Raw genomic sequence first — 23372 nt, forward strand, 5'->3', positions numbered from 1 at the left:
GTCGACCCGACAACCCCAGGAGAGACCTACTTGAAGTCTGACGGAGAACTCATGGAAATACTCAATGCCTACGACCTGACCGGGTCCTACCGCGCCGCGGCCGAGCTGTGTGGGTGCTCGCACCACACCGTGAAGAAAGCGGTCGAGGATCGCAACGCTGGGCTGCCCCCGGCCACGCGGCGGGCCCGGATGATCGATGATTGGCGCGACCTGCTGGAAACCTGGGTCGCTGATTCGAAGGGCAAGATCCGCGGCGACAAAGCCCACGACAAGCTGGTGGCGTTGGGCTACACCGGCACCGACCGCACCACCCGCCGTTCGTTGGCGGAGATCAAAGCGCAATGGCGCCTTGGCAATACACGCGTGCACCGGCCCTGGATCACCGAGCCAGGACTGTGGCTACAGTACGACTTCGCCGACGGCCCCCTTGTCGCCGGCCGCAAGATCGTGCTGCTCGTGGCGTGGCTGGCGTGGAGCCGCTACCGCGTCGTGGTGGCTTTGCGGGACCGCACCGCACCCAGTGTCTTCGCCGGCCTGGACCGCATCTTTCGCATCGTCGGTGGTGCTCCGACCTACCTGCTCACCGACAACGAGAAGACCGTCACCACTGGACACATCGCCGGAGTTCCGGTCCGCAACCGGGCCGCGGTCACCTTCGGCCGCTACTACGGCCTTTCGGTGCTGACGTGTGAACCCGCCGACCCAGCCACCAAGGGTGGGGTGGAGAACGCGGTGAAGCTCGCCAAAGCCGACATCGTGCCTACTGAGACCAACCTCCTGCCGCAGTACGACTCGTTCGCCGACGTCGAAGCCGCATGCGCCGGTTTCACCACCGAGATCAACGCCCGCGCGCACCGGATCACGGGACGCCGGCCGGCCGAGATGCTCATTCAGGAACGCCCGGCCCTGCACGCGGTTCCTGACCTGCCCCACACCGCCGCGTTGGGGGTGACCCGCCGGGTTCCCGACAACACCCCGATGGTCACCTTCGACCACTGCCAATACTCGCTGCCCGCAACTCTTCTGGGCCAGACAGTGTGGATCCGTGACCACGACGGCACCGATGAGGTGGTGATCTGCGCTCTTGATGGCGGCGGCCCGGTGGAGGTGGCGCGGCATCGCCGCGCCGCCCCCGGTAGTCCCGCCATCAACGATGACCACTTCCCTGAGCATCGGGACAAGGTGCCCGGTGATTACCGGGTGCGGGCCCGCACTGTCAGTGAGCAGACCTTCCTGGCGCTGGGGCCGGGTGCGGCGGTGTGGCTCAAAGAAGCCGCCGCCGTCGGCACCGAACGGATCCTGCAGAAGATGGCCCACGCGGTGGAACTGTCGGCGTTAACCGGCCGCGCCGATGTCGACTGGGCGCTCGGGCATGCTGGCGTGCACGGTCGCTTCGCCACCGGTGACCTTGATTCCATCCTCGCCAGCAAGGGCATGGACACCACTCGCCGCGGCGCCGACGAAGACACCTCCCTGGCGCAAGGAACCAGTGGGTGGAACTTATTCGGCCGCAACGTTATCGACGCTGACGAGGCAGGCATCGCGTGACTACCACCACGACCACCGCGTCGCTACCCGCCGACGTCGAAGCGCTGATGCGTGGGCTGCGGTTGCCGCACGCCCGCGCGATCGCCGCCGACGTGCTGGCCACTGCCCGAGCTCAACGCTGGGACCCCACCGAGGTGATCAAAGCGCTGCTGACCGAGGAGTCCGCCGGCCGGGCCCGGTCCATGCTGGCCGCCCGCCGCAAAGCCGCCGGCTTCCCGACCGGGAAGACATTCGACGTGTGGGACCCCAATGCGTCGTCGATCCCGTTACCGACCCAGCAGGCGCTACAGACCCTGGAGTGGGTGGGTCGTCGGGAGAACCTGGTGGTCTGCGGGCCCGCTGGCACCGGCAAGACGTTCTTCCTCGAAGCGTTGGGGCAGAAGGTCATCGAAGCCGGGATGCCGGTGGCGTGGTTCACCCTCGAGCAGATCGGGGTCCTGGTTCGGGCGCACCGCGCTGACGATTCGTTGGGCAAGGCCGTGGCCAAGATCGTGCGTGCCGAGCTCGTGGTGATTGACGACGTTGGACTGTTGCCCGTCGGTGCCGATGCCGCTGAAGGGCTCTACCGCATCGTCGAGGCCGCCTATGAACGGCGCTCGGTGGCGATCTCATCGAACCTGCACCCCAGTGGTTTCGATGAGCTGATGCCCAAGACGTTGGCGACTGCCACCGTGGACCGGCTGCTGCATCACGCGCACCTGTGCCAGACCAGCGGAGACTCCGTGCGGCTGGCCCAAGCCCTGCACGGGAAGGGAGTCAAACCCTTGAGCTGACAACGGCCTCAACCACCGGTGGCGGACACACCCTAATGGGCAGATTCGTGTCCGCCACTGGGCAGTTCTTATTGGCCACCTACGGGCAGTTCTCATGTCCGCCCACGGGCAGTTTCAGCTGTCCATTGACAATCAGGCCGATAACCAAACGACGACCCAGTCAACACACGACCAACCGGCGCCGAACCAGCCCCCAAAAACAGCCGCCCCTCAGCCGACGCGATCCACGACTGCGCCGACAACCGCCCCACCGGATCAAACTCACACTCAACACTGGTGCGGCCGACCTCCATACGAGTAATCCGCCCCGCCGCATCACTGCCCACATCAACGACCCGCCCCGCCACCCGAAGACCACTGAGCACACCACGGCTGTCATAGCCGTACTCCGTGCGCACACCACTGGGACTACCCACACCCACCAACTGCCCCGCAGCGTTAAACGACGCCGTCACCAACTGCTCATCCCACACCCCCACCCGCACCCGCGAACCCACATCAAACGAGTACGTTCCGGCACCGTGGACGTTGGCCGCCCCCAACAACTCCCCACCCACCCCATACCGATACCGGGTGACCTCACCGGCAAAATCCCCGGACTCGGCTTACCATTCGCACCAATCACGCAGCTCAGTCTTAGCAGTGGTGCGAGCGCCCTCAGCGCCGGCGCGATGGTGGATCAGTCCCCTGCGTCCGCCGGTAAACCTCCACCTGCTGTACGCCTTCGCCTCCGACAAGTTCTTCTCAATGGCCGAACAGTAAAGAAACAAGCTAATTTTGGATCTCAACGAATTCCAGTGACGACCACAAAGGCGGAATTCCGCGATCCTCTAGAAAGTCCGCTAACTGCTCGAAACCCGGGACAGCAAGAGGTGCCCCTGCCGGCCATACCGCCTCGCATTCGTCACAGACCCGGAGTTCCTCGCCCGTGTCGATTACCCGCATCTGCAAAACTTCACCTTGTTCGCAAGTTGGGCAGATAATGGAACTATTCATCGCATATGTACCGGGTAAGCAGTTATAATTTAATTTGTTCCTTCTTCTATAACGATTCGCACTTCGGTCTCGCCATCGGTTGCTACGCTCCAAATTGACTTCAAAACTATCTGGATCTCCCCGGCACAGGTGTTCCTCTCTTGGACCAGGCCTCATCCACCGTGCGCCGCTGACGCTCGAAGATAATTTCTATTTCCTTTTATTCGTAAATCTTGGCCGCTAGCATCATTTCAGCAAAAAACGACCACGTTGCTTGTTGCGATAACTCGCGGCCTGTATTTATGTACAATTGTTCCACGGATCCGAGCCAGGCCGACAGAGCATCTAGGAACGAAAAGATGTCTCTATTTTCCCACGACTCTTGATCATCGAGAAAATCGTAAGCCAATTGTTCTATGAATTGTGCTAAACTTGATCGGTCGATGACCTTCAATGCCATATCATCGATACTTGTCATGGCCTCCCTCTCACTCTCACAGACACTCCATCATTTTTTGTACCGAACTTGCGACCCCATTCGACCAGGTTGTCTTCAATGGGGACTCGCTTAAACGGTATCTCCATTACGCCTGCCTGTTGATATGCCCACAGCCTCCGATTATCAAAGCTGTAGATCTTTTCGTTATATTCAACAATCCTGATCGGAGGCACATCGGTAGGATGGAGGCGGCCACTTTCTAACATACCGATGAATTCTTGGACACTGGCGCCGTTACTGAATTTAGAGCCAATTGAGTCCTGGGTGAACCTTACATGGTGGGGATTGATGAACCCAGAAGTAGGGACGCTGCCGGTCTCACCTGTCGGACACGGCATCAACCCCAACGGATCCGTCTCGACGGTCGGATTCCGCGGATAGCCATAGGGATTCGGCGCCGGAGCCAACCCCAAAGGATCAGCAGTGCAGTACCGCCCAGTCGCCGGCTGGTAGTACCGATGCCGGTTGTAATGCCACCCGGTCTCGGCATCAAAATATTGCCCGGGGAACCGCAGCGGCGTGGACACCTCCCCCGCCCAACTCGTCTGCCCCCACAGCCCACCACTGGCCCGCCCAGCCACCGTCGCCGCATCCGGATCCACCAGGTGCGTCGGCGTGCCCAGATGATCGGTCACCAACGCATAAAACGCACGATCCACCTCCGGTTGCGACCACACGCCACCACCAGAACCAACCCCCGCCGCAACCGGCGCACCGCCCAGACGCAACGGCACATCCACACTTGACTCAACAGCCGTATGAACCTGCGCCAACGGCGTCACCGCCCCCGGCAAATAACACCACGTAGTCGTGACGCCACCCACCCCGCCGGTCGCAGTCTGCTCCACAAGCTGATCGCCCAGCCACGCAAACACCACCGACTCCCCGGTGCTCCCGTTGGTCTTACGGGTCCGCCGACTCGCCGGGTCATACCCATACGTCCAGGTCTGACCATCCGGAGTCGTGACACTACGCAACCGGTCATAGGCATCCCACCGGTAATGCCACACCTGCGCCGTGCGGCTCAACCGCCGGCTCACCGTCCGCACCAACCGCCCCGCCCGGTCATAGCTGTACCGCGAACGCCCATCATCAACCAACAGCGTGCCGCGATACTCCCAACGCCCAGCACCACCAGAAGACCCCGCCACCACCGCAGTGCGAATGTTGTCACTGGCGTCATAACCGAACCGCTCGGCCACCACACCACCCACCGCCACCGCATCCACCCGGCCCACCGCATCCAACCCGTACCGCATCTGCACCTGATCGACAACGCGCACACTCAACGCCCCATCAGGCCGATAACCAAACGACGACCCAGTCAACACACGACCAACCGGCGCCGAACCAGCCCCCAAGAACAGCCGCCCCTCAGCCGACGCGATCCACGACTGCGCCGACAACCGCCCCACCGGATCAAACTCACGCTCAACACTGGTGCGGCCGACCTCCATACGAGTAATCCGCCCCGCCGCATCACTGCCCACATCAACGACCCGCCCCGCCACCCGAAGACCACTGAGCACACCACGGCTGTCATAGCCGTACTCCGTGCGCACACCACTGGGACTACCCACACCCACCAACTGACCCGCAGCGTTAAACGACGCCGTCACCAACTGCTCATCCCACACCCCCACCCGCACCCGCGAACCCACATCAAACGAGTACGTTCCGGCACCGTGGACGTTGGCCGCCCCCAACAACTCCCCACCCACCCCATACCGATACCGGGTGACCTCACCGGCAAAATCCCCGGACTCACCGAAACCGGCTGCCGCACCGGTGATTTCCTCGACCGGCCTACCAAGCGCATCGTAGGAGTAGCTGATCGACTGGCCCGCGGCGTTGGTTTTCTCGGCCAGACGGCCCGCGTCGTCGTAACGGTACGTCGTGGTCGCGCCATTGAAGTCGGTCTCCGACTGCAGGCGACCGTCGGCGTAATACGTGTAGCGCCAAATCAATCCGTCGGGATTGACGACCTCGATGAGTCGACGCGCGCGGTCGTATCGGTATTCGGTGCGCGCACCGTCTGGCGCAATCTGGGCGGTCACCTTGTCGTAGAAGCCGTACTCGAACCTGGTAGTGGCGCCCAACTCATCGGTCTGCGCGACGCAGTTACCCTCGCCGTCGTATGTCCAGGAACGAACGGTTCCGTCGCCGGCAACGCGCTGCAGCACACGACCTTCGGCATCCCTGGTGACAGCGGTGCGGTATCCGCGCGGGTCGGTCGCTGACACCGCCCGACCGAACCCGTCGTATTGGATGACCGTCGTGTTGCCGTCCGCGTCGGTGAGCCTCGTGGGTAACCCGGCGGCGTTGACGACGATGTCGGTGCGTCGCCCTTCTTCGTCGACCGTCGCAACAACAGCGCCGGTCCGGTTGTACTCGAACCGCTTACTCGCTCCCTGGGATGTCGCCTCCACCACGTTCCCGAAGGCGTCGTAGGTCAACAGCACCGGTGAGTGGCCTTCGCGCAGAATCCGATTGGGGTGACGCGGACTGGCGTATTCGTAGCGTGTCACCGCGCCGAGCGCATCGGTGATCGTAGCGATGTCACCGTGCTCGGTGTACTCATAGCGTGTCACCGCACCGGACGGGTCGGTTACCACCAGCGGATCACGCCATCGGTTGAATTCCGTTGTGGTGAGCCGTCCGTCGGGATCCATCACCCGCCGGGGCCGTAGGTCGGCGTCGAACTCGTACGCCGTCTGTGCGCCGTAGGCGTCGGTGAAGGTCGACACCAGCCCGTCGGCGGTGGACAGGAAATCGAAGGTACCGGCCCACACCCCGTCGGTGCCCTGCTGGCTGGCGATCCGTCCTTCGGCGTCGTAGACGTTGTCGTAGTGCGAGCCCACCGAATCCGTCCAGGCGGTCATCTGATGGTCACCGTCATAGACGAAAGTTGTTGTCGCACCGCATCCGTCGGTGACCGTAGCCAGATCACCGCCGGCGTAACCGAAGCGGCGGATCGCAACACCTGCGCCGTCGACGGGACCGGCCAGGTCGTAGCCGGTTATCCGGGCGCCGTCCGAATGCACGTCGATGCGGTAGCCGCCCGAATGCGTGACAGCCCTCGGTATGCCGTTGTCGGTGTAATCGAACAGGATTCGGTTCTGGTGACGGTCGGTGATCGCCGAGATCAACAGCACTCCGACGCCCAGATCGGTTCCGTTGAGCCCAAGCTTGGGTTCGAAGTGATAACTGTGTTCGGTGTCCTGGCTGAACAACCGGTATCCACCGCCAGTTGTCCTGAACAACAACCAGTTCCGGCCGTGTCTCGGTTGCTGTGGCGCATCGATGCTCGGATGGGCGAATGCCAGCATCGTTCCGTCGGCGTCGACCGTGGTGACGCCGTCGTCGCTGACCACCACCCGCGCATCGAACGTCGAGGTCCACGACGGCCCGAACCAGATGCCGCGGCGATACTGCGACCGGTGCTGGCGCCGCAATACCAGTGGCAGGACCCCGGGCAATTCGATATCGGTCATCGGCAGGAAGTACTCGCCGGTCGCCATGTCCACCGGCTCACCGTTCGCGCAGCGATCAGACGGTTGGTTGGAACTGCCCGGCTCCCGGGCATCGTCGGCGATGTCACGATCCCGCTCGGCCTGCGTCAGCGGATCGTGTTCGTTGTCGGGAAGGTGCGGGTCCCCCGGTCGCCCCTCGTGTGGGCCCGCAGCAGCCGGCGCTCTCTCACCCGCGAGTGCAGTTCTGTCCCCGACGCCGACCGGGGTGTCGGTCGGGCCATGCGCACCGCCGTCGGTCAGCGGACTCTTGACATGCGAGGGCGCACTGCGGGCGCCCGCAGCGTCGCTCGGCGCCACCGGTGCAGCCTTGGCGGCTTCGGCCGCCTGACCCGCCGTATGCGCTGCTCCCCCAGCTGCCGCGCCCGGCTTGGTTGGCACATCGGATAGGGCGTGAGGCGCGGGATCGGGCGGACGAACCGGCACTCCCGACGGCTCGACCGGGTGCACCTGGACAGGCGGGATCGGTGCATGCTCGGGCGGATGCGCGCCCGGCGCCGACTCGGAATGCGGCGTCACCACGGGATCCGAGGCCACCGGAGGCTCGTCATGGGGTGGTTTCACCAGTTCGGATGGCGCCGGCTCGGCAGTGCGCGGGATCGCCTCGGTGCGCGGTGACTCCACCGGCTCGACGGGGACATGCGCGGCGGGACGCTCGCTCAGCGGCGCCTCATGAGGCTGGGCCGGTGCGTGAACCTGCGCCGGCGGTTCGCTCCGTGGTACCTCCGACGCCACCGGATGCACCGGCTCGGCGGGCGCCGGCTCCGCCCGCGGTACCGGGCTCGGTTCAGCAGGGCGCTCAACCGGCGGATGCGGCGCCGGCTCCGCCGCCGTCGGCTTGACCTCCGCGGCCGGTATCCCAGGCTGCGACGGCGGCGCGGGCCCGTCCGGATGCTCGGCCGGCAACGCGCTCCGCGACGGCGGTTCCGGGCCGGGCGGGGGCTTGGGCGGCTCGATGATCGGAGCTTTCATCTGATCCAGGTCGTGAGCGACCTGGCCGGCCCGCGAACCGATGTCTCCGCCAACCTCTCCGGCGCGCCCAAGCAGACCGACACCGTCGTGGGTGGTCGCTCCCAACTTCGACTCCAACCCCACTCCGGCTTCCCCGGCGCGCGCTGAGGTCTCGGCAGCGGTCACCGCGGGCTTGGCCTCACCCACGCCCGGGATGAAGAACTGCGCGATATCACCAACGTTGTGGCCCAAGCCACGCAACGGGTGATCGGAATTCCAGTCGTTGTAGTCGATCAACGCTTTAACCCGATCCAGCACACCCTGCGGGTTGGTAGCCAGCTGGGAGGCGAGGATTGGCGGGACGGCCATACCCAACGTGTCCGACATGCCTTTCCAGCTGTCCAGCGCGCCACTGAAGTCATAGAGGAAGCGACTCGGGTCCAGCGCCTCAATGCCCTGCACCGCCCCGGCGACGCTGTGGATCACGCCGTTCTCGATGTCGATGTAGCCGTTGACCACCGGTGCTACCACGGGGAACTCTTTGCTGACCCACCGCTCCAGGTCGTCGGTGACCCCGTCGACACCGCTCATGACCTGCTGAAACGCCCACGCAGCGGCGTCCGCTTCATCTTTCATGTGGCTCAGCACCACTTTGATGTCGTTGGCTATCGCTTTGACGGTCGCCAGTGGATCGCCGTCCTGGAAAAGGGATACCGCCAGACCGACCAGGCCCCCGCTCATCGGGTTCAACCGGTTGAGTAGGTCCCGAATCGCGTTCTGGGTGGCCTCGACCTTGTCGGCAAACGCCGTCAGCGAGTCCGCGACCTTGCGACACTGGTCCGCAACGGCGCCTACCTTGTGGCCGAGATCGTCAATGGCCGAGGACATGAGGTCGGCCTCGGGCAGCTGCTGAGCAGCGAAAAGAGCCTTCCTGCCGCCCACATCTGCGGAGGTGTGGCTCAATGCGTCGGCGTAGGAGGTCCAGGCCCGGGCCGCCGCCCGCATCGAAGCTGGATCGCCGTCCGGCCACAGGTCCCCGACGAAAGCCTCCACCACCGCCCACAACGCCGGAGCCGCGATGCCCGGACCGAACGGACTCGGCATTGCGGGTGCCTGCGCTGGGGCAGGACACGGAGGAATCGGCAGTGACGGCTGGCCTCCACCCGGCACGGACATCGCGTTGCTCAGCGCATAGTTGTACGCCGACATCTTGACGCCGTAGCCCATCCGCTGACACGCGCTGATCGCCGCAGCTCCGGCGGCGAGCACCTTCGTACCGGAGTTGAGGTACTGCGTCCCGAACTTGACCCCGGCTCCATCGTGACCCGAATTCACCCGCGAAAAGCCGCCGGTCAGGGCCGATAGCGCGGCGGCCAGCGCGCCGGCGTCGCCGGACAGCTTGTCCCCGACGGCCGACAACTCACCCGGGTTCACCTCCAGCGGCGCCACCGATCACCTCCCTTCGCGGCGTCAGCAACAGTATGGCGATTTGTGCAGGCAGGCCGTCCCCGCACGGACAAGCCGGAATGCGGACGCCGGTCGTGATGTTGCTCACTGAGCAGAACGCGGCGGCAAGACCGCTCGTCTGGCCAGGTCAACAGTTAGGCTTTATCCGTGGCCGCTAAAAAATGCGGAGCCCGATCGGTCGGCGCGGACGGCGTAGAACGCCGGCCGAACTGTGTGGCCGCCGTCCGCTCGCCGGCTCGCGACCTGCGGCAGCACTACGCCGCCAGCGCCGCTCGCCGGGCACGCATTCTCAATATCGCTGCCTGGATGTCGGTCGTGGTCAGCGCCAGCTTCATCGGCGTGCAGTTCTTCATGGGTTCGTGGCTGTGGGAAGTCCTCTGGATCAACATCGCCGCCATGGTGATTTTTGCGATCGTTCCGTTGCTGCACCGCTTCGGGGAACTGGTGGCGCCGCTGACGTTCATCTTCACGGCGTACACCACGGTCTTCGCCAGTTGCTGGGAAGTCGGCACCGGCTCGGGCGCCAAACTGTTCTTCCTGGTCGGTGCCTGCCTGGTGGTGCTCGTGCTGGGCATCGAGCACATCGTGCTGGCCGGCTTCCTGGCCGCGCTCGCCGCCGCTCTGGTCATCACCGCCGAGCTGGTGATACCCCGAGACACCGGCCTGCAGCCGCCCTGGGCGCAGACAACAGGCTTCGTCATCACCACGCTGTCGGCATGTGTCGTGGTGGTGGTGACCGTCTGGTTCGCCCTGCGTGACACCGCACGCGCCGAGGCGGCGATGGAAGACCAGTACGAACGCTCGGAAGCGCTCCTGGCCAACATGCTGCCCGCCAGCATCGCCGAACGCCTCAAGGAACCGGAGCGGCGCGTTATCGCCGACAAGTACGACGAAGCCTCGGTCCTTTTCGCCGACATCGTGGGCTTCACCGAACGCGCCAGCAGCACCCCGCCCGCCGAGCTGGTCAAATTTCTCGACCGCCTGTACAGCGCCTTCGACGAACTGGTGGACAAGCATGGCCTGGAGAAGATCAAGGTCAGCGGCGACTCCTACATGGTGGTCAGCGGCGTCCCCCGGCCCCGGCCGGACCACGTCCAAGCTCTGGCCGACTTCGCCCTCGACATGGCCGACGTCGCAGCCGCGCTGAAAGACCCGCACGGCCGCGCGGTGCCGCTGCGGGTCGGCCTGGCGACCGGACCCGTGGTGGCCGGCGTAGTCGGATCGCGCCGCTTCTTCTACGACGTCTGGGGTGACGCGGTCAACGTCGCATCCAGGATGGAGTCCACCGATTCGGTCGGCCAGATTCAGGTTCCCGACGAGGTCTATGAGCGCCTCAAGGACGATTTCGTACTGCGCGAGCGCGGGCACATCGACGTCAAGGGCAAGGGTGTGATGCGCACCTGGTATCTGGTCGGCCGCAAGACGCCCGAGGAGACCGCCGACCTGCGGACCGAGGACGCCGAAGCCGCGCACGTCTGAGGTCAAAAGCCCCTACCCCGGAACCACCACATGCGCCACACTGGTGCTCATGGAAAACAGTTCCGCAACGTTGCCTCCTCCGAGTTTGCTGCCACATCTCTGGAAGACCACGCTGATTTCGGGCGTTTTGTCACTGGTCGTCGGCGTAGTGATCGTGGCGTGGCCAGGTATGTCCGTGCTGGTCGCCGCCATTGCGTTCGGCGTATACCTGCTGATCACCGGCGCCGCGCAAGTCGCCTTCGCCTTCGCGCTGCATGTGTCCGCGGGCAGCCGCATCCTGCTATTCATCAGCGGCGCAGCGTCACTGATTCTGGCCGTGCTGGCCTTCCGGCACTTCGGTAATGCCGTTCTGCTGCTTGCCATTTGGATCGGTGTCGGCTTCATTTTCCGCGGTGTCGCGACGACGGTCTCGGCCATCAGCGATCCGGCTCTGCCCGGTCGTGGCTGGCAGATTTTCATCGGCGTCATCAGCCTGCTTGCCGGAATCGTGGTAATGGCCTCACCGTTCGACTCGATCCTCACCCTGGCTCTGGTCGTCGGCGTCTGGTGCATCGTCATCGGCGTGTTCGAGATCGTGTCGGCATTCGGCATCCGCAAGGCGTCCCAGAACCTCAGGTAACCAGTCCCCCAATTCACAGACGTTAGCGATGGCCAACCACAACTACTACACTCTGTCGTAGATGCAGCCTGGGGAGTAAACAGATGAACGTCGTCGATATTTCGCGGTGGCAGTTCGGTATCACGACCGTCTACCACTTCCTTTTCGTGCCGCTGACCATCGGCCTGGCCCCGCTGCTCGCGATCATGCAGACCGCATGGGTGGCGACCGGCAACGTCGCCTGGTATCGCTTGACGAAGTTCTTCGGCAAGTTGTTCCTGATCAACTTCGCGATCGGGGTGGCAACCGGGATTGTGCAGGAATTCCAGTTCGGCATGAATTGGAGCGAGTACTCGCGGTTCGTCGGCGACGTCTTCGGCGCGCCGCTGGCCATGGAGGGCCTGCTCGCGTTCTTCTTCGAATCGACGTTCCTGGGCTTGTGGATCTTCGGCTGGAGCCGGTTGCCGCGCCTGGTGCATCTGGCCTGCATCTGGATCGTCGCGATCTCGGTGAACGTGTCCGCGTTCTTCATCATCTCGGCGAACTCGTTCATGCAGCACCCGGTGGGCGTGCACTACAACCCGCAGACCAAGCGCGCCGAGCTCAACAGCATCGTGGCGCTGCTGACCAACAACACCGGTCTAACCGCGTTCAGCCACACCGTCACCGGCGCGTTGCTGACGGCCGGTACGTTCGTCGCCGCCGTCAGCGCGTGGTGGCTGGTCCGGTCACAAACCACCACCGTCGACCCGGGGACCCGGGCCATGTACCGGCCTGCCACCGCATTAGGCTGCTGGGTCGTCCTCGTGGCGACCGTCGGCCTGTTCTTCACCGGCGACCACCAGGGCAAGCTGATGTTTCAACAGCAGCCGATGAAGATGGCGTCCGCAGAGTCGTTGTGCGACACGCAAACTGATCCGGACTTCTCGATTCTGACGGTCGGCCGGCAGAACAACTGCGACTCCCTGACCCGGGTCATCGAGGTGCCTTACGTTCTGCCCTTCCTCGCCGAAGGCAAGACCGAGGGCGTCACGCTCCGGGGCGTGCGCGACATCCAACAGGACTATGTCCAGCGATTCGGGCCAAATGACTACCGGCCCAACCTCTTTGTCACCTACTGGTCGTTCCGCGCGATGATCGGGTTCCTGGCCATCCCGGTGTTGTTCGCCCTGCTGGCGCTGTGGCTCACCCGGGGTGGGCGGATCCCCAGCCAGCGGTGGTTCGCCCGGTTCGCGCTGCTCACCATCCCGACGCCGTTCCTGGCCAACATCGCCGGCTGGGTGTTCACCGAAATGGGCCGACAACCATGGATTGTGGCGCCGAACCCCACCGGAGACCAGAACGTGCACCTCACCGTCGCCGCCGGCGTCTCACACAACACCTTCGCCATGGTCGTCACCTCGCTGGCCACCTTCACGCTGGTTTACGCCGTCCTGGCGGTCATCTGGTTCTGGCTGCTTAAGCGCTACATCGTCGAAGGACCGCAGGAGCACGACGCCGAACCGGCCGCGCCGCCGCCCGAGGACCAGGACTCCGACCAAGAGCACGTGAAAACCCTGTCCTTCGCCTACTGACTGAGCCCGAAAGGAGCTGACACATGAACCTGCAACAGTTGTGGTTCGGCCTGATCGCGGCGCTGTTCCTCGGCTTTTTCGTCCTCGAAGGCTTCGACTTCGGCGTGGGCATGCTGATGGAGCCTTTTGCCCGGGTCAGCAAGGGTGACCGAGAAGCACACCGGCGCGCCGCCCTGAACACCATCGGCCCGGTGTGGGACGGCAACGAGGTCTGGCTGATCACCGGCGGCGCCGCGATGTTCGCGGCGTTTCCGGGTTGGTACGCCACCGTGTTCTCGACGCTGTACCTGCCGCTGCTGGCGATCCTGTTCGGCATGATCCTGCGGGTCGTGGCGATCGAGTGGCGTGGCAAAGTCGACGACACCAGGTGGCGCGGCTGGGCCGACTTCGGCATCGCCGTCGGATCATGGCTGCCCGCAATCCTGTGGGGCACGGCCTTCGCGATCCTGGTGCGCGGCTTGCCCGTGGACGCCGACGGTCAGGTCAACCTGTCGATCACCGATGTGCTCAACCCCTACACGCTGCTCGGTGGCGTGGCCACCGCCGCGTTGTTCCTGTTCTACGGCGCGTTGTTCGTGGCGTTGAAGACGGCGGGCGACATCCGTGACGACGCACACCGATTCGCGCGCTGGTTCGCACTGCCGGCCACCGTTTTCGTTGCGGGTTTCGGGGTCTGGACGCAGCTGAGCTACGGCAAGGACTGGACCTGGGCCGTGCTGGGAGTCGCTGTTCTCGCGCAACTGGTGGCCGTGTTGCTGGCGTGGCGGCAGGCCTCCGACGGGTGGGCCTTCGTATGTGCCTTGCTGGTCGTGGCGAGCGTGGTGGTGCTGCTGTTCGGCGCGCTGTTCCCGAACCTGGTGCCGTCAACCCTCAACAGCCAGTGGAACGTCACGATCTACAACGCATCGTCGACGCCCTACACGCTCAAGATCATGACCTGGGTGGCCGCGATCATGACACCCTTGACGGTGGCCTATCAGGGATGGACGTATTGGGTTTTCCGGCAACGTATCTCGGCTGACGGCATCCCTCCGTCGATCGGCCTGACCAGGCGCCCGTCCTGAGCGACAGAGGCTCTCGGGCACCGCTGGACCCACGACTGTGGCGGGCATCGGGCGCGCTGCGTCGGTTTCTGGCCGCCGAGGTGGCCTGTGGGGTAATTATCAGCGGCTGCGCGATAGGGTCGGCGATCGTCCTGGGCAGCATCGTCGCCCGGGTGGCGATGGATCCGTCGGCACGTAACCTGCGCAGCTGGCTCGGACCGCTGTCAATCCTGGCCGCGTTCTGGTCTTTCCGCGCGATCACGCACTGGCTGCAGGCGCGGCTAGGGCAACGGGGGGCCAGTGCCGTGATCGCCGACCTGAGCGGTCAGGTGTTGACCGCAGTCACCGCACGTCAGCCCGGCGAACTGGCGGCCCAGCGTGACGACGCAGCGGTCGTGGTCACCCGGGGACTGGATGGTCTGCGCCCCTACTTCACCGGCTACCTGCCCAACCTGCTGCTGGCCGCGATCCTGACACCGGCCACCGTGGCCGTGATCGCCCTCTACGACCTGAAATCGACGCTGATCGTGGTGATCACGTTGCCCCTCATCCCGATCTTCATGGTGCTCATCGGATTGGCCACCGCGCAGCGATCGGCGTCCTCGCTGGCCGCCATGACCACGCTGCAATCACGCCTACTGGATCTGGTCGCCGGCATTCCGACGCTGCGTGCCCTGGGCCGCGCGTCAGGCCCCGAGCAGCGCATCGCCGAACTCAGTGCCGCCCATCGCCGTTCGGCGATGGCCACCCTGAGAATCGCGTTTCTGTCGGCACTCGTGCTGGAATTGCTGGCCACCCTGGGTGTTGCGCTGGTCGCGGTCAGCATCGGCCTCCGCCTGGTTTTCGGTGAGATGAGCCTGACCGTTGGCCTCACCGTGCTTCTGCTGGCACCTGACGTCTACTGGCCGCTGCGACGCATCGGAGTGGAATACCATGCGGCCCAGGACGGCAGGGCAGCCGCGGACAAAGCTTTCGCGCTCATCGGCGAACAGGTGCCGGTCGGACCGAACCAGGGGTCGGTGGTCGCTCGCGGGGCACAGATCCGCGTCGAGAATATGAGCGTGGCCGGACGCGACGGTTACGCGCCGCGGCAGCTGAATGCGGTCATCGAACCGGGTGAGGTGACCGTGCTGACCGGACGCAACGGCGCCGGGAAAAGCACCACCCTTCAGGTGATCGCCGCCCTCACCACGCCGTCTTCGGGCCGGGTCACCGTGGCCGGAATCGACCTCGCCGCACTGGAACCCACGCGATGGTGGCCCCAGATCTCGTGGCTACCTCAACGCCCGGTGCTGATACCGGGCACCGTCCGGGCCAACCTCGAGCTGTTCAGCCCGCTGGTCAATCTCGAGGATGCTTGCCGTGCAGCCGGATTCGACGCGGTGCTGGCTGAATTGCCGGCTGGGCTGGATACCGTACTGGGCCGCGGCGGCGTCGGACTGTCGCTCGGGCAGCGGCAACGGTTGGGCCTGGCGCGGGCCCTGGGCTCGCCGGCGCCGGTGCTGCTGCTCGACGAGCCGACCGCACACCTGGACGCCGACACCGAACAACGGGTGCTGACCGCCGTCGTTGCGCGCGCCCGCGCCGGCGCGACGGTGGTGGTGGTCGGGCACCGTGGCCCGGTGGTCGCGATCGGCGACCGGGTCGTGGACGTGACCGCCGGGCGTGAGGTGCGCTATGCGCCGGTCTGATTCTGCAGAGGGTCGCCGCCAGAATCTACTGAGCACCGCAGATCTGTTGCGGCCCCGACTCCCCCGCCTCCTGGCCGCCATCGCACTGGGCGTGCTGGCGCTGGGCAGCGCGCTTGCGCTGGCCGGGGTGTCGGCATGGCTGATCACGCGCGCCTCGCAGATGCCGCCCGTTCTCGACCTGTCCATCGCAGTGGTCGCCGTCCGCACCTTCGCCATCTCCCGTGGCGTGCTGCGCTACTGCGAACGACTGGTCACCCACGACGTCGCCTTGAGGGCTGCGGGCACGGCCCGCGAACAGATCTATCACCGTCTCGCTAATGGTCCGGCGGCGGCGGCCGTCCGGCTGCACAGCGGAGAGTTGGTCGCGCGAGTCGGATCCGACGTCGACACGCTTGCCGATGTGCTGGTGCGGGCCCTGGTGCCTATCGGTGTCGCGGCGGTGCTGTCGGTGGCGGCCGTGGCGGTCGTCGGGATCATCTCGTTGCCGGCAGCGGTGGTCTTGGCGCTATGTCTGGCCTTGGCCGGTGTGGTGGCACCCCGGCTGGCGGGACGCGCCGCCGCCACGCAGGAAGCGATTGCCCGTCAACATCATTCGCAGCGCGATACCGCGGCCATGCTCGCCCTCGACCATGCGCCCGAACTCCGCGTCGCGGGTGCACTGCCGAATGTCATCACCGAATCACAACGGCAACAACGGGCTTGGGGCGCAGCGTTGGATGCCGCCGCCAAACCGGCCGCCTTCGCCGAGGCCGTACCGACCGCCGCCATCGGGGTCAGCGTGATCGGCGCGGTGGTGGCCGCACTGGGCATGGCACCCACCACGGCCCCGACGACGCTGGCCGTCTTGATGTTGTTGCCGCTGTCGGCCTTCGAAGCCACCAGCGTCCTGCCGGCCGCCGCGATCCAATTGACGCGGTCACGAATTGCGGCACGTCGCCTGCTGGAGCTGGCGCCGCCGGTCGCCGAACCCGACATGGAAAAAGTATCCCCAGCCAGGCCGCTGGGACGGCTGTGCGCGCGGATGACGGCGGGCCACGAGGCAACACGCACCCTCGACGCCACGATCGATCTGCCGCCGGGTGCGAGGCTGGCCGTGACTGGTCCCAGCGGCTCAGGCAAGACGACCCTGCTGATGACACTGGCCGGGCTCATCCCGCCGGTGCAGGGACAGGTGACCCTGGACGGAATCGACCTGCAGCGCATCCGGGAGGACGAGTTGCGGCGCGCAGTCAGCTTCTTCGCCGAAGATGCGCATCTGTTCGCGACCACCGTCCGGGACAACCTGCTGGTGGCCCGCGGCGACTGCGATGACGAAGAGCTGACGAAGGCCCTGACGGCGGTCGGCCTGGGTGACTGGCTGTCCGGACTACCGGAGGGTCTGTCCACCGTGTTGACTGCGGGCGCGCAGGCGGTGTCGGCCGGTCAGCGCCGGCGGCTGTTGCTGGCCCGCGCGCTACTCTCCCCCGCGTCCATCGTGCTGCTCGACGAACCCACCGAACACCTCGATGCGGCGGATGCTGACCGGATCCTGCACGAGTTGCTCGACCCTGGCCGCGATCTGATGCCCGCCACCAGAACCGTGGTGGTGGCGACTCATCACCTGCCCGGTGATCTCGATTGCGCGGTCACAGCTGTCGCCGGCGCGGCATGAATTCCAGAGAGAGCAACACGAAGGCCAACGGCACGATCTGCGTCAACGACAGCAGCGCATAGCGCCGGGCGTCCTCGGCGTGGAACTTGTGCAGGTACCGGGCAAGTGACTCAAGAGCGATCAACGGGTCCAGCACATGGATCAGGACGTAGCAGCACCGCTTGAACCAGCCTTGCCTGTCGTCACCGAACAGCTCCGGAAAAGCCGCAAAGGCCAGCGACACTCGTTGGGCTCCTTGCTCTTTAGCGGCGTTGATCATATCGACGCTGAGCCGCTCGTCGATTCCGTTCGGCGACCCGCGACGCCGCCACGGCACGTCCAGGGTGACATCGGCGCCGGCGCCGGCGGTCGCGTATCGGTGGAAGCCCTGCACGATTCCGTCGGCGTCCCTGGCGATGATCAACTTCGTCCCGGGATAGCGACCCTCCAGCACCCCGTCGAGATTCATGCAGAAGCCGCGGTCGGTATGGGCGCCTTTGGCCGAAGCCAGCAGCACCGCCGTCAGCTCGGCACGCAGCTGCGCATCGAGGTCCTGCTCGGCCACGATCTCGGTGGTGATGCCGGCATTGTGCGTCCGGTTCACCGCCTGCCGCAAGTTGCGGAACCTGCGGCCCACGAGCTCGAAACTGGTGGCGTCGACGACCACGTCCCGGCCAATCGGTATGGGGCGCAACGACTGTCCGACCGCTGAGGGGGTCCACAGCGCGAGCCGGCGCTCGCTGCATCCCAATACCACCATCCGCCAGCCCCGGGAATGACACACGGCGGCGAAATCGGCGACCAGAGCCGGGAATCGCTTTTCATCACCGATCGGGTCCCCGCTGACCACCGCGAACCCGAACCTGGTCCGGTATGCGAGCGCCGCGGTGGCGTCGTCGTTGAAGTGATAGCACTTGCCGGTCTGCATCACAAAGGGCGCCAACGGGTCCTGTTGGGTGGCATCGACCAATGCCCACACCCGGGGCAGGTCCTCCGGCCGGGCACGTGCGGGCATCGGCCACATCAGTGCCAGCCCCGAACCGGCAATCAGCAGTTGGCCCAGCAGGTTCATCGCCAGCACGTGGGCGCCCAGGCCGACCACAAGAAGCGATCCGGCGGACATCGCGTGCACCGCCGTCACCGGACGTCCCAGGTAAATGCCGCGCGCGATCAACGCCACCGCGGCCAGCATGGTCAGCGACCACACCAGACCTCCGCCGTCCTGCCAGTCCTCGTGCCGACGGTCGCGGGCGAATATCGCGATCAGCCAGCAGGCCGCGACGAGCACCCCCAGCGCGCCGACACAGCGGGCTGCAAGGGAATCGACCTGAACCACAACGCGTTCGTGCCGGTGGATGCGGGGCACCAGACCAATTGACGGTTGTTTCATTCGCACCTCCCGACTCTCGAGCTGCGCTTACCAAAAACGTTACGCCTGATCACGTCGGGTTTAGTATCGGAGCGTGCCAGCAAAACGTTTCGCCGCAGGCGTCGCGGTGATCGCGGCGGCAACCGTCATGACTGCCATGTGGCCTGCGGACGTGATCACAACCCGGGTCCAGCCCGTCGCCTTCGGGGCGCCGCTCCCGCTCGACCCGGCAACCGGATTGCCCACTGCCGGACAGTTATTCGACCTTCTCAACGCCCTGCAGGACCCGAACGTCCCGTTTTCCGACAAGAGCCATCTCGTCGAGGGTGGCATCAGCCCCATGGAGGCTCACCTGGCCGACGCCCGGCTCAAACAAGCTGTCGCGCATGGCGAGTTGCCGCTGAAGGCCACGGTGAGCAACATCCAGCCCGCCGGCGCCGACACGGTTTCGGCTGACGTCACGATCTCGGGCCCCAAGCTGAACCCGGTGACACAGAATCTGACGTTCGTCGACCAGGGTGGCTGGAAGATCTCTCGCGCGTCTGCGGTGACGCTGCTGGAGGAAACGGGCGCCGTCAGAAGCTAATCGGGTGCGATCGGCAGGCGCGGGCACACCGTGCGGTAGCCGATGTCCGGCGATACCCAGTCCCGCCAATGCCGGTGACTCATGTTGGCAGTTATCTTGTCGCACAACAACTCTGACCATGCGGTGGGCCCCGGCCATACCCGCAGCGTCTGGTCCTGGCTGCCGGACGCCAACTGGCGGCTGTCCGGACTGAACGCCACACTGGTCACCACCCCGGTGTGACCGGTCAGTGGCGCACCAACCGCCGCGCCGGTGCCCGCGTCCCACAAGCGAACGGTGCGGTCGGCGCTGGCCGAGGCGATGTGCCGCCCGTCGGAGCTGTAGGCCACCGCACGCACCACCTCGGTGTGACCCGTCAGCGGCGCACCGATCGAAGCGCCGGTGACCGCGTCCCACCGTCGCAGCGTCTTGTCCCAACTTGCGCTCACGATGCGTGTCCCGTCCGGGCTGAACGCCACGCCACGCACGGGTGCGGTATGCCCGGTCAGTGGTGGCCCGACGGGTGCCCGGGTGACGGGGTCCCACAGGCGCAGCGTCTTGTCCCAGCTCGCGGAGACGATCCGCCGCCCGTCCGGACTGAACGCGACAGCTTCCACAAAGCCGCTGTGACCGGTCAGTGGCGCACCGACCGAGGCGCCGGTGGCGACGTCCCACAACCGCAGTGTCTTGTCGGTGCTGCCGGATGCAATACGTCGGCCGTCTGGGCTGAAGGCCACGCTGGTCACGGCGCTGGTGTGCCCGGTCAGCGGGGCGCCGATTGCCGCCCCGGTGGCCGCGTCCCACTGTCGCAGCGTGCTGTCGTCTCCGCCGGATGCGATGCGCGTGCCGTCCGGGCTGAACGCCACGCTGTTCACCTTGTTCGTGTGCCCGACGAGCGGGGCGCCGATCGGCGCGCCGCTGCCCGCATCCCACAACCGCAGCGTCCCGTCGGTACTGCCGGAGGCGATGCGCCGGCCGTCCGGACTGAACGCCACACTCTCGACGCCGTTGCTGTGCCCGGTAAGCGCGAGACCGAGCGGCGCGTCGACGACAGCGTCCCACCACCGCACGGTGTCGTCGGTGCTGCCCGAGACGATGCGCCGTCCGTCGGGGCTGAATTCGACGTCGAACACCGGGTTGCTGTGCCCGGTCAGCGGCGCACCCAGCGCGGCCCCGGTGGCGGAGTCCCACAACCGCACGGTGTCATCGGCACTGGCTGAGGCGAGACGTCGGCCGTCGGGGCTGAACGCGACGCTCAACACTTGATCGGTGTGCCCGACCAGCGGCGCGCCCACCGGGGCGCCGGTGCCGACGTCCCACAACCGCACGGTGCCGTCCCAGCTCGCCGACGCGAGGCGGCGGCCGTCGGCGCCGAACGCGACGTCAACGACGTCGTCGGTGTGGCCGGCCAATATCGGTGCCGCCTCAGCACCGGTGTCGGCGTCCCAGAGTCGTGCCGTGTTGTCAGCGCTTCCCGAGGCGACTCGGCGCCCGTCCGGGCTGAACGCCACAGAAGTGACCTGGTCGGTGTGCCCGCGCAGCGGTCCGCCGATCGGCGCGCCGGTGCCGGCATCCCAGAGCCGGACGGTCTTGTCCCAGCTGCCGGACACGATGCGCCGACCGTCCGGGCTGACGGCAACTCCCGACACGGCATCGGTATGCCCGGTCATCGGCGCACCGATCGCCGCTCCGGTCGCGGCATCCCAGATCCGCACGGTGTCGTCGCGTCCGCCCGAGACGATCCGGGTTCCGTCGGGAGTGAAGGCGACACTGGAGACGGCTTCGGTATGCCCGATCAGGGGCGCTCCGATCGGCGCACCGCTGCCGGCGTCCCACAAGCGCAGCGCGTTGTCGCTGGCCGAGACGATGCGCCGGCCGTCCGGGCTGAGCGCCATCACCCCGGACGATGGAGCCAGCGGGAAAATCTTGAGGGTGCTGCGCCGCGCGACCAGTGTGTCCAGCAGGGCACCGAGTTCGGTGGCGGGCGCGATCACCGGGGCGGCGAGAATCTGCTGGATCGCCCGCACGTCGCCGCCGGGCGCGATACCGGCCAGCATCGTCTGCGCCTGCGAGGTCAACTTCAGCGCCACCGCCTGGTCGCGTTGCCGTAACGCCTGCTGGCGCTGGTGAACCGCTTCGCGCTGCTGGACGACCGCGAATACCGCTGCGACCACGGCCACCACTGTCAGCACGGCCATCCCGGCGATTGCAGCGGCCCGCAAGCGGCGAAACCGTTGTCGCTCGCGCAGGTCGTCGCTGGCCAGTTGATCTTTGGGCACGCCGTGGATCGGCGCCGCGAGGGCGGTGATCTTCTCCCGCAGCGTTCCGGCGTGCGGATTCCAGGGAGCGTTGTCGCTAACGTCGATGAAGAACGGCTCGGCGGGCAACACACCCGGCTCGGTCAGCACCGGCAGCGCGGCGTTCGACACCTCAGGGTCGAAACGTTGATGCTCGGCATCCCAGTGCAGCCGGCCACCGGCGAGCACCAACAGCAGCCGCTCCCGGCCGCCCCGCTCCAGCCAGTAGCTGACTTCCCGGTTCACCCAATAAGATTCGGCCGCTTTTGGCGATAGCACCGCAACCAGGAAGCGGGACCGGTCCAGCGCGTCGGTGATCTTGCCCCACAGATCCGGACTGACCGTCAGATCCGTATCGTCGCGGAACACCCGCAGGGCGCGAAGCTGGCCCAGCCGTCGGCCGATGCGGTGCATGCCCTGCTGGATGCCGGCGGCGGCGGCGCGGTCGGGGCGGGTGTAGGACAGGAACGCGTCGTAGTCGCGGGTGCGCGATGGGGCGGCCGCAGGCACGGCTATCTGCTCGGTGCGGGAAAGTACTTCAACACGCCCTCCTGCACGACGGTGGCGACGGCCAGCCCGGAGCGATCGAAAAAGTGGCCAGTACCCAGACCGCGGGAGTCGGCGGCGACCGGCGACGACGTCGAGTACAACACCCAGTCGTCGAAATCGACCTGGCGGTGAAACCACACCGAGTGATTCGCCGAGGCCGCGAAGATGCGGTCGTATCCCCAGGACAGGCCGTGCCGGGTGATCACCGAGTCCAGCACGGTGGTGTCCGACGAGTACAGCATGGTCGCGGTGTGCAGTACCGGATCGTCGGGCAGACGGCCCGATGCTTTGAGCCAAACCCGGTTGTAGGCAAGGCTTTCGCCCTTGTCCCGCATCACCCAGGACGGGTCGTTCGTGTAGCGCCAGTCGACCGGCTGTAGCGCGTTGACGAAATGCGGCAGCGTCTTCTCATAGCCACGCAGGAGTTCGCTCAGCGGCGGCACCGATTCCGGCTCGGCGACCTGCGGCGGTTCGAGGCTGTGCTCCAGGCCGCGGCCCCCCGCCATGTAGGAGATCATCGCCGTCGACAGCAACGTCCCGTCCTGGACGGCGTCCACGCGCCGGTTGGCGAAGCGCCGTTCGTCGCGTAGCCGCACGACGTGGAATTCGATGTCCTTGTGGGTGTCGCCACCGTTGATGAAATGCACCGACAGCGCACTGGGCGGCAGGTTTCCGCGGATCAGTGTGCGGGTGCTCGCCACGAACGACTGCGCCACCAGCTGACCGCCGAACGTGCGCATCGGGTTCTTGGTGGGATGAGATCCGACGAAGCGGTCGTCGGCGACACAGTCGAGATCCAGTACCGCCAGCAATTCGTCGAAGTCGGACACGCTG

At 65.9% G+C, this 23372-nt stretch carries 15 protein-coding genes; 9 read left to right on the forward strand and 6 right to left on the reverse strand.

What is annotated here, in order from left to right; translation table 11 throughout:
• The first annotated feature begins 30 nt into the window (after positions 1-30).
• Positions 31-1548: an IS21 family transposase gene (gene istA, locus QXK92_RS06205; RefSeq protein WP_306240788.1), complete on the forward strand. Its 1518-nt coding sequence runs from the start codon at positions 31-33 to the stop codon at positions 1546-1548.
• Between the two features lie 47 nt (positions 1549-1595).
• Positions 1596-2321, forward strand: a complete 726-nt coding sequence (locus QXK92_RS06210) for an ATP-binding protein (protein WP_240263800.1) — start codon at positions 1596-1598, stop codon at positions 2319-2321.
• 92 nt (positions 2322-2413) lie between these two features.
• On the opposite strand, the gene QXK92_RS34065 is transcribed toward QXK92_RS06210, so the two are convergent.
• From QXK92_RS34065 to QXK92_RS06220, 3 genes are all read right to left on the reverse strand, one after another.
• A complete protein-coding gene (locus QXK92_RS34065; RefSeq protein WP_371934496.1) occupies positions 2414-2878 on the reverse strand; it encodes a hypothetical protein in 465 nt (154 codons plus the stop codon).
• Between the two features lie 638 nt (positions 2879-3516).
• A complete protein-coding gene (locus QXK92_RS06215) occupies positions 3517-3774 on the reverse strand; it encodes a hypothetical protein (protein WP_306240789.1) in 258 nt (85 codons plus the stop codon).
• Complete coding sequence (locus tag QXK92_RS06220; protein WP_306240790.1) at positions 3771-9725, reverse strand: DUF6531 domain-containing protein; 5955 nt, start codon at positions 9723-9725, stop codon at positions 3771-3773. Before QXK92_RS06220 ends, QXK92_RS06215 begins: the two co-directional genes overlap by 4 nt.
• Positions 9726-9890: 165 nt before the next feature.
• Here QXK92_RS06220 and QXK92_RS06225 point away from each other — a divergent pair, with 165 nt between their 5' ends.
• The 6 genes from QXK92_RS06225 (at position 9891) to cydC (ending at position 17779) form a co-directional block, all read left to right on the forward strand.
• Complete coding sequence (locus tag QXK92_RS06225; RefSeq protein ID WP_306240791.1) at positions 9891-11222, forward strand: adenylate/guanylate cyclase domain-containing protein; 1332 nt, start codon at positions 9891-9893, stop codon at positions 11220-11222.
• 49 nt (positions 11223-11271) lie between these two features.
• Positions 11272-11841, forward strand: coding sequence for an HdeD family acid-resistance protein (locus QXK92_RS06230; RefSeq protein WP_306240792.1), 570 nt, complete (start codon positions 11272-11274; stop codon positions 11839-11841).
• Positions 11842-11924: 83 nt separating this feature from the next.
• Positions 11925-13394: a cytochrome ubiquinol oxidase subunit I gene (locus tag QXK92_RS06235; protein WP_306240793.1), complete on the forward strand. Its 1470-nt coding sequence runs from the start codon at positions 11925-11927 to the stop codon at positions 13392-13394.
• Positions 13395-13417: 23 nt separating this feature from the next.
• Positions 13418-14458, forward strand: a complete 1041-nt coding sequence (gene cydB / locus QXK92_RS06240) for a cytochrome d ubiquinol oxidase subunit II (protein ID WP_306240794.1) — start codon at positions 13418-13420, stop codon at positions 14456-14458.
• A gap of 56 nt (positions 14459-14514) precedes the next feature.
• Positions 14515-16128, forward strand: coding sequence for a thiol reductant ABC exporter subunit CydD (cydD, locus tag QXK92_RS06245; RefSeq protein WP_306244230.1), 1614 nt, complete (start codon positions 14515-14517; stop codon positions 16126-16128).
• Positions 16115-17779, forward strand: a complete 1665-nt coding sequence (cydC, locus tag QXK92_RS06250; RefSeq protein WP_306240795.1) for a thiol reductant ABC exporter subunit CydC — start codon at positions 16115-16117, stop codon at positions 17777-17779. The genes cydD and cydC overlap by 14 nt, the downstream gene beginning before the upstream one ends.
• Here cydC and QXK92_RS06255 read toward each other — a convergent pair.
• Positions 17754-19148 (reverse strand): bifunctional lysylphosphatidylglycerol flippase/synthetase MprF, encoded by a 1395-nt coding sequence (locus QXK92_RS06255; RefSeq protein ID WP_306240796.1) that lies wholly within the window; start codon positions 19146-19148, stop codon positions 17754-17756. The genes cydC and QXK92_RS06255 overlap by 26 nt on opposite strands.
• 127 nt (positions 19149-19275) lie before the next feature.
• Between QXK92_RS06255 and QXK92_RS06260 the strand changes: the two genes are divergently transcribed.
• Positions 19276-19713, forward strand: a complete 438-nt coding sequence (locus QXK92_RS06260; protein ID WP_306244231.1) for a hypothetical protein — start codon at positions 19276-19278, stop codon at positions 19711-19713.
• On the opposite strand, the gene QXK92_RS06265 is transcribed toward QXK92_RS06260, so the two are convergent.
• Both QXK92_RS06265 and QXK92_RS06270 read right to left on the reverse strand, forming a co-directional pair.
• Positions 19710-22499: a TIR domain-containing protein gene (locus QXK92_RS06265; RefSeq protein ID WP_306240797.1), complete on the reverse strand. Its 2790-nt coding sequence runs from the start codon at positions 22497-22499 to the stop codon at positions 19710-19712. The two genes, QXK92_RS06260 and QXK92_RS06265, sit on opposite strands and share 4 nt — an antisense overlap.
• Positions 22500-22501: 2 nt before the next feature.
• Positions 22502-23368: an acyl-CoA thioesterase II gene (locus tag QXK92_RS06270; RefSeq protein WP_306240798.1), complete on the reverse strand. Its 867-nt coding sequence runs from the start codon at positions 23366-23368 to the stop codon at positions 22502-22504.
• Positions 23369-23372 lie beyond the last annotated feature (4 nt).

This window comes from Mycobacterium sp. TY815 (assembly GCF_030755135.1).
In the GTDB taxonomy this organism is placed as follows: domain Bacteria; phylum Actinomycetota; class Actinomycetes; order Mycobacteriales; family Mycobacteriaceae; genus Mycobacterium.